Source organism: Flavobacterium glycines (assembly GCF_900100165.1).
Lineage (GTDB): Bacteria > Bacteroidota > Bacteroidia > Flavobacteriales > Flavobacteriaceae > Flavobacterium > Flavobacterium glycines.
On sequence record NZ_FNEO01000004.1, the window covers coordinates 58,959 to 75,965 of the forward strand.

A 17,007-nucleotide genomic window follows, 5' to 3' on the forward strand; every position below is an offset into this window, starting at 1 on the left:
GTATTATCTATTTTTATTTTTTTACAACTTTAAATATAATCGGGGGAAGAAACAATTTTATTACTTTAATAATATTAAAAGTTTTTTTTTTCTCTACAAATGAGTCAAGTTTTTCTTGGCAGAGTTTAATAAACTTACCTTCATTTAAATTCTCAAAAAACAATAAATTTAATTTGCCTGCAAGTCTGAAACCTTCTTTCATAGTTACATAATCACTACACATAGATTCTTGATGTATTCTATAATCAGCCAAAGAATAACTCAAATTAGAAATGCCTTGTGAATAATAAAAAACTTTGACCCAAAACACCCAGTCTTCATGATTTGGCAGTGATTCTTCAAACCTAATAATTTGTTCATTTTGATTCAATAATTTACTTTTAAATAAGATACAGTGACATGGAATTGACAAACCACTTTCCCATTTTGAGATGATTTCAATTTTAAATTGATTACTTGAAGGAAAAGGATTCATATATCTTTCTCTTTTAAAAGCTTTAGTTTCATTATCAAAAGGGAAATAATCACAAATCACTATATCTATGGCAGAAGTAAAACAATCTAATTGCTTTTCTAATTTGAATCTATTCAACATATCATCTGAATCCAAAAACTGAATATAATCTCCCCTAGCTATTTTCAAACCTGTATTTCTTGCACTACTCAAACCACCATTTTCTTTATAAATATATTGAAAACGAGAATCTTTCTTCAGCCATTGGTGAGCAATTTCTCTTGTATTATCAGAACTTCCGTCATTTATAATGATACATTCCCAATTAGTATAACTTTGTTCAATTACTGACCGCAAACATTCATCAAGATATTGCGCTTGATTATAACAAGGTACTATTATTGAGACTAATGATTGAATATTTATCATGAAATTATTTATTTCCATCTGTAGAACCACCATCTATAACAATGTATTCAAACTCTTGCCAAGTTTGATTAAGCACACTCTCGACGGTTCTTTTTAAACCTTCCAGATTGTTATAATTAATGGTTATGATGGATAATTTATACATATTAGTTCTTTTTGGCAATTTCCAAATCGTTACCCATCATTTCTTTGACCATAGCCACCAAATCGTATTCCAGTGACCAATTTAACTGAGTCATGGCTTTAGTAGGGTTACCTATTAATAAATCTACTTCGGTAGGGCGATAATAATTAGTATCCACTTTTACAACCGTTGTTCCTATAGCTAGTTGGTAATCGGGATTATTACATTTTTTAATTTTTCCAACTTCATTTTCACTTGCTCCTGTAAATTCCAACTCAATACCACATTCGGCAAAAGCCATTTTCACAAAATCACGAACCGAAGTCGTTTTTCCGGTGGCTATCACAAAATCTTCTGGTTGCTCTTGTTGTAACATTAACCACATTGCTCGCACATAATCCTTAGCATGTCCCCAGTCACGTTGTGCATCCAGATTTCCTAAAAACAAGCAATCCTGTTCAGCCAACACAATCCGTGCCACTGCCATGGTAATTTTTCGGGTAACAAAGGTCTCTCCCCTGCGTGGCGATTCATGATTAAATAAAATACCATTGCAGGCAAACATATTGTAAGCTTCCCTATAATTTTTCACTATCCAGAAACCGTATAATTTAGCTACTCCATAAGGCGAACGTGGATAAAAAGGTGTCGTTTCGGTTTGTGGTACTTCCTGAACGGAACCATACAATTCAGAAGTGGAAGCCTGATAAAATTTAGTTTTATGTGTTAAGCCCAAGATACGAATAGCTTCCAAAATCCTTAAAACTCCCACCCCATCCACATTAGCCACATACTCAGGAGAATCAAAACTAACTTTTACATGAGACATTGCTCCCAAATTATAAATTTCATCGGGTTGCACTTCCTGAATGATTCGGATAATATTGGTTGCATCAGACAAATCGCCATAATGCAATTTGAAATTGACATTTTCTTCATGCAAATCCACATACAAATGATCGATACGCTGCGTATTAAAAGAAGAGGCTCTTCTCTTAATTCCATGCACTTCATATCCCTTTTCCAGTAATAATTCTGCTAAATAAGAACCATCCTGCCCCGTTATACCTGTTATCAAAGCTTTCTTCATTGTTGTCATTCTGCTTGATTATGATTTAAAAATTTTTCATGGTAAACCTCTTTAATCCCTTTTTCTAAAGAAATTTCAGCCTTCCATCCCATTTGATTAATCTGAGTTACATCCATTAATTTTCGGGGTGTACCATTGGGTTTTGTAGCATCCCATAAAACATCACCATTATAGCCCACAATAGTTTTTACTAAAAGGGCTAATTCTTTTATTGACAAATCCTGCCCTGTTCCCACATTGATATGTCCTAAATCATCGTATTGATGCATCAGAAAACAACAGGCTTCAGCTAGATCATCCACATGTAAAAACTCTCTTAAAGGCGAACCATCACCCCATAAAACAACTTCTGATTGCTGATTGATTTTAGCTTCGTGAAACTTTCGCAATAGGGCCGGCAAAACATGCGAGTTTTGTAAATCGTAATTATCATTTGGACCATACAAATTAGTAGGCATAGCCGAAATAAAATTACAATCGTACTGACTTCGGTAAGCTTCACACATTTTGATACCTGCAATTTTGGCTATGGCATATGGCTCGTTAGTAGGCTCCAATAAACCTGTCAACAAATATTCTTCTTTCAAGGGTTGTGGAGCTAATTTAGGATAAATACAGCTCGAACCTAAGAACAATAACTTTTTTACTTTGTGAAGGTAACTTTGATGGATCACATTATTTTGTATCATCAAATTATCATACAAAAAATCGGCTTTATAAATATTATTAGCTAATATACCTCCTACTTTTGCTGCTGCCAGAAACACATATTCCGGTTGTTCCTGAGCAAAAAAAGCGGCAACAGCTTCCGTATTGCGTAAATCAAGTTCAGCTGACATTCGAGTCACTATATTTGTAAATCCCTTGCTTTGAAGATTTCGATAAATAGCACTGCCCACCATACCATTATGACCTGCAATATATATTTTTGAATTGGTGTTCATTGTAATTGAATACTCTATAATTTAAAAATGATATTTTTTACAACTTTCTTATACAAATACTTATACATCCTATAAATACTCATCCTTATTATACTTACTTCTTTCTTATCATTAATACGTAGTGTTCTAACCACTTGATTATCTATTTTTGTTTCAAATTCTTCATTTAAAACCAACACTTTACTCTTACTTTCGTAAAACCTTACTATAATTGATAAAATACTTTGATCGTGCCTATGGTATGAAAAACCATCAACTTGTTCCTTTTTTTCATTTTCAAAAACATCAGCCACAATTGAAGGAAAATATAACATGGAATTCAACCACTCATTCACCAGGTTTATGCTATCTTCTGTCTTTTTTAAAAGAAAAAAACCTGCAATAACTTTAGTCTTTTCAATCCACTGTTCATCACAACTAAATAGATTTTCAAAATGTTGTATTGCACTTTTTTTTGCCCAATATTTTAACTTAGGACTATTATTGAAAGTAGTATCAAACTTTGACCATCCGTAATCAACATTTTCTCTATACTGAAAAAAAACACAATCTTCATTATTTAAAAAGCTTATATATTTTTTCCATTGTTCAGATTCAAATAATGTATTACCTGCATCCGAATATATTATTACATCACCCATCTGTGCTTGATCTAATATTTTTTTCACCACAAATGGTTTCCATAGCCAATACCCTCCTCCTTTAGAAGTTGAAAACAAAGGTGAACTCTTTATATACAGAGGCAAATCTTTTTCGGAAAAACTGATAACTTCATCAAAAATTTCAATTTTATGAGCTTCTTTAACAATTCTTTTTACAGAATATTTAAATTTATCATTCCCGTATGTAACAAAATAAATTTTCATTTTAAAAACATAAAACCTGATTTTTCTATCTCAAACGACCAACTGTTTTTCATTTTAAAACCATCAAATGACACTAAAATATTTTCCTTAGTCTCTAAAAAAGTTTCCAATCCAGGATGTGTCAAATATATTTTCATGAAAACATCCCCTTTATTGATGTTCTCAGGAAATTGTATTTTTTTCTCTATTAAAAAACTTCCTTTTGAATATTTAGGAGGCATACCTGAAAAATGACTTGGACTATAAAAAGCCAAAGGATTATCGTATTTATCAAAAAATCGAGCTTCTAAATCAAAACTGATTTCTTCGCGTATAAATCCCGTTACTTGAATAAACAGTAAATTTGAATCTGCATTTAATTTTATTTCACAAGAATTAGAATTATTAATTTTAATATCCTTAATCTGTATATTACTATTGTTTATAGAACACATATCTAAAATGAGAGCGTTTTTCGAGTCATAATCATTGATGTAACGAGAAAGACAACTATCAATCTTACCCTCAAAAACAACTCCACCATTTTCCAAAACTATCCCTCTCGTACACAAACTCTTTACCGCCGCCATATTATGACTCACAAACAAAACAGTCCTGCCTTGGCCTTTGGAAATATCCTGCATTTTGCCAATGGCTTTTTTTTGAAACTCGGCATCGCCTACGGCTAAAACCTCATCGACAATAAGTATTTCAGGTTCTAAAAATGCGGCTACAGCAAAAGCCAGGCGCACATACATGCCGCTGCTATAGCGTTTTACCGGAGTATCAATGTAACGCTCGCAGCCCGAAAATTCGATAATTTCATCGAGCTTGGAAGCGATTTCTTTTTTGGTCATACCTAATATTGCCCCGTTCAAGAAAATATTCTCACGGCCCGTCATTTCACCATTAAAACCGGTACCCACTTCCAGTAAAGAAGCCACACGGCCTCCAAATTTTACACTGCCTGTTGTAGGTGCAGTCACCCGGGACAAAATTTTCAACAAGGTGGATTTTCCTGCTCCGTTTTTCCCAATAATACCTACTACCTCCCCTTTGGCTATTTCAAAATTGATATCCTGTAACGCCCAAACGTAATCACTTTCTCCTTTTGTCGAGCGATCATTTGTTTCTCCAATTTTCAAATAAGGGTCTTCCTTACCTCTAATAGCATGCCACCAACGGTTTAAGTCGTGCTTTAAAGTCCCTGTACCTACTTGTCCCAGTCGGTATTGCTTGGAGATATTTTCGGCTTTTAAAATTATATCTTTCATTTTGAGTTGTGAGTTGTCAGTTGTCAGTTGTTTGCTAGAAATTTCTTTTTCCTTCCCCATCCTTAAAGGGTGGAAAAAAGAAATGGAACATTTTTATTTTTTCAAGATTTATTTTTTTTAGTTCTTTAAATTTTCGGCTCCCTTTAGGGCTGGGGCAAAACGAAAATTTAGGACAAACTACACCGTATCTATAAAATTTTTCTCCGTTCGATTAAACAATAAAACACCTGTAATAAATATACAAAAAGTTAAAACCAAAGTATATAACATTCCTCCAACTGGAAATTCACCTACTCCTAACAACATATAACGAGTAGTTTCGATAATATAAGCCAAAGGATTGTATTGAATAATCCAGGCATATTCAGGAATTTTTTCTTCAATTAATGCCATCGGATAAATAACCGCCGAAACATACATAAGCAACTGTACCCCAAAACCAATCAGATAACTAAAATCCCTGTATTTAGTCACCATGGAGGAAATAATCATTCCTAATCCTAACCCTAAAACCCCCATTAAAACTATTGAAAACGGAAAAAAGAGAGTCGTCCAATTAAAACTTAAAGGAGCTCCTTTCCAATAAAAATAAACGTAAAAAACAAAGAATACAAACAATTGGATTCCAAATTTCAGTAAATTAGAAATCACAGTAGTTAAGGGAGCAATAATTCTGGGAAAATAAACTTTCCCAAAAATACCGGCATTGGACACAAAGGTATTGGATGTGCCGGTAAAACAGGCGGTGAAATAATTCCAAACGGTAATACTAGCCAAATTAAAAAGAAATGATGGAACCTTACCGGTACTGATTCCGGCCAAATTATTAAACACAATAGTAAAAGTTATCGATGTAAATAAAGGCTGAATTAAATACCACAATGGCCCTAAAACGGTTTGTTTATAAACGGTAACAATATCCCTCTTTACAAAAAGTATCAGCAAATCCCGATATTGCCAGACTTCTTTCAAATTCAATGAAAAGAATTTGTTTTTAGGTGTTATTTCAAACAACCAATCCTTTTCGTATTTATCTCTTTGATTCATTTAAACTAAAAATAACTGCTAAGCGTAAATATACTATCCAATTTTCAGTCAAAACAAAAATAACCGACTACTAACACAAAAACGAGGTGAAAAAACTTGTTTTAAGCGAAAATTCCTGTTTATTGAAATTGAGGCACTCATTGTTAATCCTAACATTCCAATTTTCGGCTCCCTTTAGAGATGGGGAAAAACGAAAATTCCTGTTTATTGAAATTGAGGCACTCATTGTTAATCATGACATTCCAATTTTCGGCTCCCTTTAGGGATGGGGAAAAACGAAAATTCCTGTTTATTGAAATTAAGACATTCATTGTTAATCCTGACGTCCAATTTTCGGCTCCCTTTAGGGATGGGGAAAAACGAAAATTCCTGTTTATTGAAATTAAGACATTAATTGTTAATCCTAACATTCCAATTTTCGGCTCCCCTTAGGGATGGGGAAAAACGAAAATTCCTGTTTATTGAAATTAAGACATTAATTGTTAATCATGACATTCCAATTTTCGGCTCCCTTTAGGGATGGGGAAAAACGAAAATTGGTGGGTTAGCTGTTGTCAGTTCTGAATAATGCAATAAACTCACAACTCACCGTCATCCTGAGCTAAGCCTGTCCTCAGCTCGACGAAGAATCGAAGAACACAACTCATAACTCATAACTCATAACTCATAACTCACAACCCACAACCCACAACTCACAACTCATAACTCATAACTCATAACTCACAACTCATAACTCATAACTCACAACCGACAACTTCCAAATTCTTTCCCTATCTTTGCCTTATGTTTACATTATTTAAATCCAAACCGATTCTGAAGGATCTTATTCCTGATAATCATATTGATATTCATTCTCATTTATTACCTGGAATTGACGATGGGGCTAAAACCTTTGAGGACAGCTTACGTCTTACCCAAGCCTTAAAAAACTTTGGCATAAAGCAATTTATTACCACGCCACATATCATTCAGCATATTTGGGAAAACACACATGACCAGATTATTGCTAATAAGAACAATACAGTTGAAGCACTTCGTAAAAGCAATATTAATGTTCCTTTTAAGGCAGCTGCCGAATATTTAATGGACGATCAATTTGTTCGTTTATTTCAATCGAATGATTTATTGACCCTGAAAGATAATTATGTATTGGTGGAGATGTCGTATATCAATGCACCTATCCAGCTATATTCAATTCTATTCGACTTAAGAGTAGCAGGTTACACCCCTGTTCTTGCCCATCCGGAACGCTATTTATTTTATCATAAAAATTTTTCAGAATACGACAAACTTAAAAAAGCGGGTTGCCTGTTTCAACTCAACCTGTTAGCTGTAGTAGGCTATTACGGAGATAATATTGCTAAAATAGCTGAAAGTTTACTACAAAAAGGCATGTATGATTTTGTGGGTTCCGATGTGCATCACAACAATCATATTACCGCTTTTGAACAAAAACTAAAAATTAAAGACATCAATCCTCTTAAGGAAATTATTGCCAACAATCAGTTTTTTAAGTTCTAGTTTTTTAGCCACAAATTACACCAATTATTTTTATAATCTTTGGAGTTCAACTTTTGTGACTTATTTGGTTGAATATTTTACCGCAAATTCGCAGATTATTATTATAATCTTTTTACCACATAAGTCATATAAGTTTCTTTTAATTTACATCACTTAATATAACTTATTTAACAGTACATATAAGACAACATATAACGCAAATTATTTTTATAATTGCTATGTTCAAAACTCAGTGAACTTTGCGAAAAACTTTGCGCTCTTTGCTGTTAAATAAAAAACAGTAAGATCTAAATTAAATAACCATTAAGGCATTAAGATTAGTTGTTAAATATAGAAAACTAAATACCTTAATTACTTAATGGTTTTAAACTTTAAAAACGCAGTTATATTACTGCCTTGTGATTAAATCTTATTTATCCAATACCTCGTAAGTGGAATTCATACTTTTGAATTCAGGTACTATTTTCTTCATTTTAGCTACGATAGCTTCTTTTTTATGAAAATTGGCAATGGTTATGAGTTCCTCAATTTCATCATGTAAAATTTCAAACTCTTCCTGGATTTCTTCGGCAATCATAATTTTGTGGTGGTGCGTAGGAATTGTTTTCGAAGTATCATTCAACAATTCTTCATATAATTTTTCACCCGGGCGTAAACCTACAATCTTGATTTTGATATCTTCATCAGGTACGAAACCTGCCAATTTGATCATTTTTCGGGCCAAATCAATAATCTTAACCGGTTTACCCATATCGAAAATATAAATCTCGCCACCTTTACCCATAGCTCCAGCTTCCAGAACAAGTTGACAAGCTTCAGGAATCGTCATAAAATAGCGGATGATATCAGGATGCGTAATCGTTATTGGTCCACCCTCAGCAATTTGTCTAGTGAACAATGGCACTACTGAACCATTAGATCCTAACACATTACCAAAACGGGTGGTAATAAACTTAGTACTTTTGGCATTTCTGTCAACATTAGATTTTAACTGTAGCGACTGAACGTATTTTTCGGCAATTCGCTTACTGGCCCCCATCACATTACTCGGATTCACCGCCTTATCGGTAGATACCATTACAAAACTTTTAACCTTGTATTTACAAGATAAATCGGCTATATTTTTAGTTCCATCCACGTTAGTTAAGATAGCCTGAGAAGGATTGGCTTCCATTAATGGGACATGCTTATAAGCGGCTGCATGATATACTACTTCGGGCATATAATCGTTAAAAACCCTGTTCATTGCATCCCTATTTCTAATATCAGCCACAACAGTCACAATAGTCACCTCTGTATTTAAAGCAGACAATTCCAGACATAAATGATGCAAAGGAGTTTCAGCCTGATCCAGAGCAATTATCTTTTTAGGATGAAAAAGCAGCACCTGTCTCACAATTTCACTACCAATAGAACCTGCGGCTCCTGTAATCAAAACCGTTTTGTCTTTTAATTGTTTGGAAATAGATTTTCCGTCTAAAACAATCGGTTTTCTGTCTAACAAATCTTCAATTTGTAAATTTTTTACTTTTTGAGAAATCTCTTTTTGGTTTTCCCAGTCGGTAATTAAAGGAACGATATATACTTTGTAATTAAATTCCAAACATTGTTCTACTATTAGCAATCGTTCTTCTTTAGACAAACTCTTATCAGCAATAATTACCCCTTCAGCACCTACAGAGCGCATCAGAGTAGGCAATTTTTTCTTTTGGATTAAAATAGGCAAATCCATCATTCTTTTGGATGAATTTTGACTGTTTCTATCTACGAAACCAACAATTTTAAATCGGGTAGGTTTTTCTAACTTTAAAGCATTGGCCACAGCAAGCGCATTTGCATCGGTTCCATAAATTACTGTACGTGGCAAATTGACATTGTTTCTTTCTGAAAAAAACTGTTCGAATACCTGTTTTACTACAACACGATACAAAAACAATCCACAAAAAGACAGCACCATATTCATAAAAAGTGCCGTATTCAAGTAAATTTTGAATCCATAGAAATACTGAAATACCGTATTTACAATAACAAAAAAAACTAAAACCGAAATTTGAGAAAACAATAACTTAATAGCATCTGTATAAGAAGAATGCCTTATAATTCCAGCATAAGTTCTAAAAATCCAAAAGAAGAAAACATTAACTCCCAATATCAAACAGATATAAGGTGCTTTATTCTCAAAACCGATATAATGTAAACCTATACCGTTTATAATAAGCTTCGTAAAGAAAAAACTTGCTATAAGCACAATTAAATCTATACCCAAAACAATCCATCTGGGCAGATAACTTAAATTACGTATATTAAGAATTAAATTTTCGCCAGAAAAAACGTTTAATATCAATCTTCTTAGCTCTCGTTTAGTATAGTTACTCAAGATAAATTCTTTTTACACTGTTAATTAACATCAAAAGTATAACATAAAAATGTTTTACAAACATGAAACCGAATAAAATTCAATTTACAGAAAACAATTAACTATATAATTCGTTTCTCAACAAAACAAACTCACAATCAAACTGATGCAAAAACCTTAAAATTTATGTTTTAACAATCCCAACAAATATTCACCATAACCTGATTTTTTCAAAGGTTCTGCCAAAGCTTGCAATTGTTCATCAGAAATAAAACTTTGTCGCCAGGCTATTTCTTCAATACAGCCTACTTTCAATCCCTGACGTTCTTCTATAACCTGAACAAATTGCCCGGCCTGCATCAGACTGTTAAAAGTTCCGGTATCCAGCCAGGCTGTACCTCTGCTCAGGATACCCACTTTTAACCTCCCTTGTTCCAAATAAGCCTTATTCACATCGGTTATTTCATATTCACCTCTGGCACTGGGCTGAATACTTTTAGCAATGGCTACTACCGAATTATCATAAAAATACAATCCCGGCACTGCATAATTAGATTTCGGCTGCAGTGGTTTCTCTTCAATAGAAATGGCTTTCAAATCTTTATCAAACTCGACTACTCCATAACGTTCAGGATCCGAAACATGATAAGCAAAAACCACTCCTCCATCAGGATTCGTATTCGATTGCAACAATTCATCCATATTAGAACCAAAGAAAATATTATCCCCTAAAACCAACGCAACACTATCCTCCCCAATAAATTCTTCCCCAATGACAAAAGCCTGAGCCAATCCATTAGGTATTGCCTGTTCCGCATAACTAAATTGACAGCCTATGGCTGAGCCATCACCCAATAACTTTTTAAAATTAGGCAAATCATGAGGCGTCGAAATAATCAATACCTCATTAATCCCTGCCGTCATTAAGGTAGACAAAGGATAATAAATCATGGGTTTATCATAAACCGGCATCATTTGCTTACTCATAGCTAAAGTTAGCGGATGCAATCTGGTTCCTGAACCTCCTGCTAGTATAATTCCTTTCATTTTTTACAGTTATGGGTTGTGAGTTATGGATTGTGAGTTAAAAACTGACAACCGACAACTGACAACATTATTAAATACAAATTTTAAGAATACTGTTTATCATAATAAGAAGCATATTCTCCTGATGTCACATTATCCAGCCAAGTCTGATTTTCCATATACCAATTGACTGTTTTTTCTAAGCCTTGCTCAAAAGTAACAGATGGTTTCCAGCCTAATTCTTTATTAATTTTGGTGGCATCAATAGCATAACGCAAATCATGTCCGGGACGGTCTTTAACATAGGTAATTAATTGCTCGGAAGTTCCGGCTGCTCTGCCCAATTTTTCGTCCATGATGTTGCAAAGCAATTTCACCAAATCAATATTTTGCCATTCGTTAAAACCTCCAATATTGTAAGTATCATGATTTTTGCCTTCGTGAAAAACCAAATCAATCGCTACTGCATGATCTTCCACAAAAAGCCAATCGCGTGTATACTTCCCGTCACCATAAACAGGCAATGCTTTATTATTGATAATATTATTGATAAATAAAGGAATCAGTTTTTCCGGAAAATGATTTGGGCCATAATTATTAGAACAGTTTGTCAGAACGTAAGGCAAACCATAAGTTTCACCATAAGCACGAACAAAATGATCGGAACTGGCTTTCGATGCTGAATAAGGCGAATTAGGATCATAAGCAGTAGTTTCAGTAAATAATCCTTCAGCTCCTAAACTTCCATAAACCTCATCGGTACTAATATGATAAAAACGTTTGCCTTCAAAATTTTCGTTCCAAATTGTTTTGGCTGCATTTAATAAATTCACTGTCCCAATTACATTGGTTTTTACAAACGCCATAGGATCAGTGATAGAACGATCAACATGCGATTCCGCTGCCAAATGCAATACCCCATCAAATTGATGCTCTGCAAATAATGTATTAATAAAATCCGCATCTGTAATATCACCTTTGATAAAAGTATAATTGGGCTGTTTTTCAATATCAACAATATTTTCAAGATTACCTGCATAAGTCAAAGCATCCAGATTAAAAATCTGATATTCCGGATACCTATTTACAAAACGTCTTACTACATGCGAACCTATAAAACCGGCTCCACCGGTGATAAGTATTTTTTTCATTTTTATTTTTATTTAAACACAAAGTGTGTTAAGCACTTCAATCCCAAAGTATCGAAAAAGAATGACATACACTTATAACTTATAAGTTATAACTTATAACTTATAACAGTCTCATGCACTTTTTCAAACTCACCTTATAGTCCGGAACAATTACTCCAAAAGTAGTTTTGATTTTTGTTTTATCCAACAAAGAATAAGCCGGACGTTTAGCAGGAGTAGGATATGCTGATGACGGAATACCGTTAATTTCACAATCAAAACCTCCAATTTCTTTAATAGCCAGAGCAAACTCGTACCAACTTATTTCTCCTTCATTCGAAAAATTATAAATTCCCGATTGCCAATTCGAATGATTGATAATAGTTAGTATTGCTTTTGCTAAATCGGCGGCATATGTTGGACTTCCTACTTGATCATTAACCACGTTCAAATTGTCTCTTTCCTGCATCAATCGGGACATGGTTTTTACGAAATTATTCCCAAAACTGGAATACACCCATGAAGTACGAATAATAATCCCATCAGGATTATTTTGCATACAGGCTTTCTCACCTGCTAATTTGGTAACACCATAAACGTTTATTGGAGCCGTTGAAGCCTCTTCTGTTAAAGGAATTGCTGAATTACCATCAAAAACATAATCCGTTGAAATATGAATTAGTTTACAATCATTCTCAAAACTCCATTTCGCCATAATAGCCACAGCCTGATGATTCAACACATCCGACAATTCATATTCGGACTCTGCTTTATCCACAGCGGTATGAGCAGCACAATTAATAATTATATCGGGGTTTATTTTTGAAATTGTATCGGCTAAATTTTTCAAATCACACAAATCCAGTTCCTGATAATCAGTAAAAACCCACTCAAAATTAGTCCCCGTAGATAAGACTCTCAATTCTGACCCCAATTGTCCATTGGCTCCCGTTACTAGTATTTTTTTCATATTACTCAAATGAAAAATCAATATCCTTAAAATAAGGCAAAATCAAATCTTTTTCCGAAACAATCACTTCATTATAATCAATTTTCCAATCGATATTTAAGATAGAATCATCATAACGAATCCCTCTTTCACTTTCTTTGTGATACACCTGATCTACTTTATACAAAACAGAAGCGGTTGCACTCAAAACCGAAAATCCATGGGCAAAACCATGCGGAATCATCAATTGTTTTTTATTTTCAGCACTTAAAACAACTGAAAAATACTGTCCATAAGTTGGCGAACTTTTTCTCAAATCCACCGCTACATCCAGAATTTCGCCTTCAAGAACACGAACTAATTTAGCCTGAGCAAAAGGATTAGTCTGTAAATGCAAACCACGAATTACTCCTCTTTTAGAAAAAGACTGATTGTCCTGAATGAAATTATAAATTATTCCATTTTCTCTGAATTTAGCCTCATTATAGGCTTCAAAGAAATAGCCTCTTTCATCATTAAACACAACAGGATTAATAATTATTAAATCGTTAATGGGGGTTTTTTCAATTTCCACTATTAGAATATTTTTAAATAAAAAGCATCAAAATTTTATAAAATTAAACTTTATAAACTTTTAATGCTTCTTCAATATTAGGTGACAAAATTAAATTTTCAATGTTCTTTTATACCATGGTTTATTTTCTACTTTTACTCCGTAGCCGTAACCATAACCATAGCCTTTAGTAGAATCGGTATCATTTAACAACATACACATATTAGGCAATTTTTGATCACGATGCAAATTATTAGGTATATCCAACATTCGTTTTTCTAAGAAATTAGCACGGGCAACATAGATAAAAGTATCGGCGTGTTTAGCAATTAACAAAGTATCCGTTACTAAACTTACAGGAGCCGTATCCACAATAATATAATCGTATTGTTTTTTTACAGTCTCAAAAAACGAATCGACTTTTTTACTCATCAATAATTCAGCCGGATTAGGCGGAATAACACCTGCCGGAAGAATATGAAAATCTTCATAGCCTTTTTGCTTTATAATTAAATCATCCAAATTTAAATCTTTAGAAGATAAATAATTGGTAAAACCTCTATCCGGTAAAGTTAGATACTCATCTAATTTTGGATTTCTAATATCCATACCGACCAACAATACTCTCTTTCCTGAAAGCGCAAAAGTAGCAGCTAAATTTACCGAAACAAAAGTCTTTCCTTCTTTTGGAAAGGTTGAAGTTAAGAAAATAGTTTTGGCTATTCCATCGGGCACCTTACTTAACATAAATTCGAGATTGGTTCGAATGATTCGTAAGGCTTCGGCAGAACTCGTTCTGCTTTCGGCTTGCATAATAGACGACGCATCCTCAGAAGTAGGCACATCACCAATAAATGGAATTTGTGTCCGCCCTTCTAAATCCAAACGACTTTTGATTTTAGTATCTAAGAAATCAATTAAGAAAATAATCCCAATAGGAATTAACAAACCTAACAATAAAGCCCCTAAAAAAACCACGCTTCTTCTTACAGTAACAGGACCTGTTGATAAGGCTTCATCAATCACTTTCGCATTAGGCTCAGTTGATGATAGTGCCAATGCTGTTTCTTCTCTTTTTTGTAATAAATACAAATACAATTCTTCTTTTACTTTTTGCTGACGCTCAATCTCTCTAAATTGACGCTCCTGAGAAGGTATTTTCTGAATCTTCCCATTAAAAAGATTTTCATTAGCCTCAATATCTTTCTTTTGAATTTGCAGCATGGCTTTACTTTTTCCTAAACTGGATAAAAGTGTCGATTTCAAACTTGATAATTCCTGATCAATCTTTACTACTGTTGGATTAGTTTCACTAGCTGACTTTAACAATCTGCTTCTTTCTAAAACCAAGTCATTATAAGAACCTATCAAAGCAGATGCATCACCTTCAAGATCTGAAAGTAAATTAGCCGGTAATAAATTTTCATTAGAACTTTTTCTCACGTAATCAACAATGGAGTTCAAAACATTCAATTGCACCTGCAAATCAACAGCTTTCTTATTATATTCCGTTGATCCGGCAACATACAATCCTACTTCTGTTTCTAAATCAGTTAATTTATTATTAACCTTAAACCTTTCAACATCCTGCTCTACTCCTGATAACTCTTTACTAATTAACGCTAAACGATTGGACACAAAAACAGAGGTGTTTTTAGAAATGAACTCTTTGTCCGCAACTGCATTTTGGTTGTAGGCTTGAACCAGACAATCCAAAAACTTTTCAGCCTTTTTTTCTACTCCATCAACAATACTCAACACTACAACATTACTCCCCTTAACCAAAGGTTCAACTACTAATCTCCCTCTATAACCTGCCGCTACAGCTTTTAAAGGACTGACAACAATAGACAATGAACCCAGACTAGCTTCTTTAGCATGACTTGATTTGGTAATAATCAAATCGCCATACTTCGTTTTAATAGCCTCTCCGTATCTAAACTGTCTTTTCCCTGCTATCAATCCATTTTCTTCAGCCAAGGTAAAGGTTCCTGAAGGATTATCCGAAAAATCAAACTTCATATATTGCTCATCAAAATCGGGCGTTTGATTAATAAAATGAACTACAATAGGAGATTGTTCTTCAAAAAGTTCCAAATCTAAAACCTTCCCTTTGGTAATTATTGCAACATTGAAATTTAACTTTTTAACTACAGCTTCTGACAAGCTTCTTGATTTCATTATTTCAATCTCGTCATCAACATTTCTGGTTCCTGTATTAAAACCAAGATCTGAAAAGGCAGCTGCTTCAGAAAGTCGCCCTCCTTTTTTAGTATCTTTCATTAAAATTTTAGTCGAAGCATTATATACGGGAACTGTATATCTTAATTTCAGAAAAGCCAAAACAAGACAAATAAGCACACTTAACACAACCCATTTCCAATGTGCTAAATACTTATTAATCTCTGCTTTTAAATCAAAATCAGATCCAAAATCTTCCCCCTGCATGTTATTATTCTCCATAAATTATTTTGCAATTACTAATAGAAATGAAACGAAAGTAACCAATAAAGAACTGATTGTTGTAACTAAAGTAACATCAGGACTAATCGTTCTGTTTTTAGGCTCTACGTATATCACATCATTTTGAGCCAAATAATAATACGGAGAATTAATAAAATCGGACTTTGTTACGTCCACCCTAAAAAAAGATTTTACCCCATCAATTTCTCTTATCACTAAGATATTCTTTCTATTGGCAGTAGTCTTTAAATCCCCTGCCTGAGTTAATGCTTCAATTAAAGTGATTCGGTCAGATTGAACTTTTATAATACTTGCTCCATTGACTTCTCCTTGTACAGCTACTTTAAAATTCTGAATCCGAACCGTTATTATAGGATCTTTAATATAGGCTCCCAGTTTTTTTTGAAAAAGCGCCAATACTTCTGTTCGGGTTAAACCTCCTAATTTTAATTTTCCCAATTCAGGAAAATTAATATAACCATCAGCATCAACTAAATAATCATTAATTACTGATTTATTTCCTCCAACCTGACCCTGACCTTCATTTCCAACAACATTTACGGGATTCAAATTAAATGGTGCTGTAACTTTAGGATCTTCGGCTGATATATTAATCTGTAACAAATCATCGGGTTGAATTCGTATTTCATAGGAATTCAATTTAGCGGAAGCCATACTATCAATATTCTGATAATAAAGTATGTTTTTTTTAGGAGTACAGGAAAAAAACAAGAGCATCAAAAAGAAAAAAACAGCACTTTTCGATAAACAGAAATACTTCATATAATTATTATTTTTTGCG

The 17,007-nt window shown here is 33.6% G+C and carries 15 protein-coding genes; 1 reads left to right on the top strand and 14 read right to left on the bottom strand.

Going from position 1 to position 17,007, the window contains the following annotated elements; translation table 11 throughout:
• Positions 1-13: 13 nt before the first annotated feature.
• The 7 genes from BLR17_RS11130 to BLR17_RS11160 all read right to left on the bottom strand — a co-directional run bounded on the left by BLR17_RS11130 (position 14) and on the right by BLR17_RS11160 (position 6,207).
• The gene (locus BLR17_RS11130) at positions 14-883 is read right to left on the bottom strand and encodes a glycosyltransferase family 2 protein (protein WP_083189538.1); all 870 of its coding nucleotides are present in this window, start codon (positions 881-883) and stop codon (positions 14-16) included.
• A 4-nt stretch (positions 884-887) separates the two neighbouring features.
• Positions 888-1,028, bottom strand: a complete 141-nt coding sequence (locus BLR17_RS11135) for a glycosyltransferase (RefSeq protein WP_083189517.1) — start codon at positions 1,026-1,028, stop codon at positions 888-890.
• A 1-nt stretch (position 1,029) separates the two neighbouring features.
• Positions 1,030-2,097, bottom strand: a complete 1,068-nt coding sequence (gmd, locus tag BLR17_RS11140; protein ID WP_066329542.1) for a GDP-mannose 4,6-dehydratase — start codon at positions 2,095-2,097, stop codon at positions 1,030-1,032.
• Positions 2,098-2,102: 5 nt separating this feature from the next.
• On the bottom strand, positions 2,103-3,041 hold the full coding sequence (locus BLR17_RS11145) for a GDP-L-fucose synthase family protein (protein WP_066329284.1): 939 nt from the start codon (positions 3,039-3,041) through the stop codon (positions 2,103-2,105).
• A 14-nt stretch (positions 3,042-3,055) separates the two neighbouring features.
• The gene (locus tag BLR17_RS11150; protein ID WP_066329285.1) at positions 3,056-3,907 is read right to left on the bottom strand and encodes a hypothetical protein; all 852 of its coding nucleotides are present in this window, start codon (positions 3,905-3,907) and stop codon (positions 3,056-3,058) included.
• Complete coding sequence (locus tag BLR17_RS11155) at positions 3,904-5,160, bottom strand: ABC transporter ATP-binding protein (RefSeq protein ID WP_083189541.1); 1,257 nt, start codon at positions 5,158-5,160, stop codon at positions 3,904-3,906. The genes BLR17_RS11150 and BLR17_RS11155 overlap by 4 nt, the downstream gene beginning before the upstream one ends.
• Before the next feature lie 177 nt (positions 5,161-5,337).
• A complete protein-coding gene (locus tag BLR17_RS11160; protein ID WP_066329287.1) occupies positions 5,338-6,207 on the bottom strand; it encodes an ABC transporter permease in 870 nt (289 codons plus the stop codon).
• Positions 6,208-6,990: 783 nt separating this feature from the next.
• On the opposite strand from BLR17_RS11160, the gene BLR17_RS11170 reads away from it, so the two are divergent.
• Complete coding sequence (locus tag BLR17_RS11170; RefSeq protein WP_066329289.1) at positions 6,991-7,728, top strand: tyrosine-protein phosphatase; 738 nt, start codon at positions 6,991-6,993, stop codon at positions 7,726-7,728.
• Positions 7,729-8,137: 409 nt separating this feature from the next.
• On the opposite strand, the gene BLR17_RS11175 is transcribed toward BLR17_RS11170, so the two are convergent.
• The 7 genes from BLR17_RS11175 to BLR17_RS11205 form a co-directional block, all read right to left on the bottom strand.
• Complete coding sequence (locus BLR17_RS11175; RefSeq protein ID WP_066329290.1) at positions 8,138-10,105, bottom strand: nucleoside-diphosphate sugar epimerase/dehydratase; 1,968 nt, start codon at positions 10,103-10,105, stop codon at positions 8,138-8,140.
• Positions 10,106-10,261: 156 nt separating this feature from the next.
• Positions 10,262-11,131 (bottom strand): glucose-1-phosphate thymidylyltransferase RfbA, encoded by an 870-nt coding sequence (gene rfbA / locus BLR17_RS11180; RefSeq protein ID WP_066329291.1) that lies wholly within the window; start codon positions 11,129-11,131, stop codon positions 10,262-10,264.
• Between the two features lie 83 nt (positions 11,132-11,214).
• Complete coding sequence (gene rfbB / locus BLR17_RS11185; protein WP_066329292.1) at positions 11,215-12,261, bottom strand: dTDP-glucose 4,6-dehydratase; 1,047 nt, start codon at positions 12,259-12,261, stop codon at positions 11,215-11,217.
• 100 nt (positions 12,262-12,361) lie between these two features.
• Positions 12,362-13,210: a dTDP-4-dehydrorhamnose reductase gene (gene rfbD, locus BLR17_RS11190; protein ID WP_066329295.1), complete on the bottom strand. Its 849-nt coding sequence runs from the start codon at positions 13,208-13,210 to the stop codon at positions 12,362-12,364.
• Between the two features lies 1 nt (position 13,211).
• Entirely contained in the window at positions 13,212-13,763 is a 552-nt protein-coding gene (rfbC, locus tag BLR17_RS11195) for a dTDP-4-dehydrorhamnose 3,5-epimerase (protein ID WP_066329296.1), read from the bottom strand.
• A gap of 90 nt (positions 13,764-13,853) precedes the next feature.
• Positions 13,854-16,205, bottom strand: a complete 2,352-nt coding sequence (locus BLR17_RS11200) for a GumC family protein (RefSeq protein WP_083189520.1) — start codon at positions 16,203-16,205, stop codon at positions 13,854-13,856.
• 3 nt (positions 16,206-16,208) lie between these two features.
• Positions 16,209-16,988, bottom strand: coding sequence for a polysaccharide biosynthesis/export family protein (locus BLR17_RS11205; RefSeq protein ID WP_066329301.1), 780 nt, complete (start codon positions 16,986-16,988; stop codon positions 16,209-16,211).
• Positions 16,989-17,007 lie beyond the last annotated feature (19 nt).

Coding starts and splice junctions, on each gene's coding strand:
- BLR17_RS11130 (WP_083189538.1), bottom strand. CDS start 883: ATGATAAATATTCAATCATTAGTCTCAATAATAGTACCTTGTTATAAT.
- BLR17_RS11135 (WP_083189517.1), bottom strand. CDS start 1,028: ATGTATAAATTATCCATCATAACCATTAATTATAACAATCTGGAAGGT.
- gmd (WP_066329542.1), bottom strand. CDS start 2,097: ATGAAGAAAGCTTTGATAACAGGTATAACGGGGCAGGATGGTTCTTAT.
- BLR17_RS11145 (WP_066329284.1), bottom strand. CDS start 3,041: ATGAACACCAATTCAAAAATATATATTGCAGGTCATAATGGTATGGTG.
- BLR17_RS11150 (WP_066329285.1), bottom strand. CDS start 3,907: ATGAAAATTTATTTTGTTACATACGGGAATGATAAATTTAAATATTCT.
- BLR17_RS11155 (WP_083189541.1), bottom strand. CDS start 5,160: ATGAAAGATATAATTTTAAAAGCCGAAAATATCTCCAAGCAATACCGA.
- BLR17_RS11160 (WP_066329287.1), bottom strand. CDS start 6,207: ATGAATCAAAGAGATAAATACGAAAAGGATTGGTTGTTTGAAATAACA.
- BLR17_RS11170 (WP_066329289.1), top strand. CDS start 6,991: ATGTTTACATTATTTAAATCCAAACCGATTCTGAAGGATCTTATTCCT.
- rfbA (WP_066329291.1), bottom strand. CDS start 11,131: ATGAAAGGAATTATACTAGCAGGAGGTTCAGGAACCAGATTGCATCCG.
- rfbB (WP_066329292.1), bottom strand. CDS start 12,261: ATGAAAAAAATACTTATCACCGGTGGAGCCGGTTTTATAGGTTCGCAT.
- rfbD (WP_066329295.1), bottom strand. CDS start 13,210: ATGAAAAAAATACTAGTAACGGGAGCCAATGGACAATTGGGGTCAGAA.
- BLR17_RS11200 (WP_083189520.1), bottom strand. CDS start 16,205: ATGGAGAATAATAACATGCAGGGGGAAGATTTTGGATCTGATTTTGAT.
- BLR17_RS11205 (WP_066329301.1), bottom strand. CDS start 16,988: ATGAAGTATTTCTGTTTATCGAAAAGTGCTGTTTTTTTCTTTTTGATG.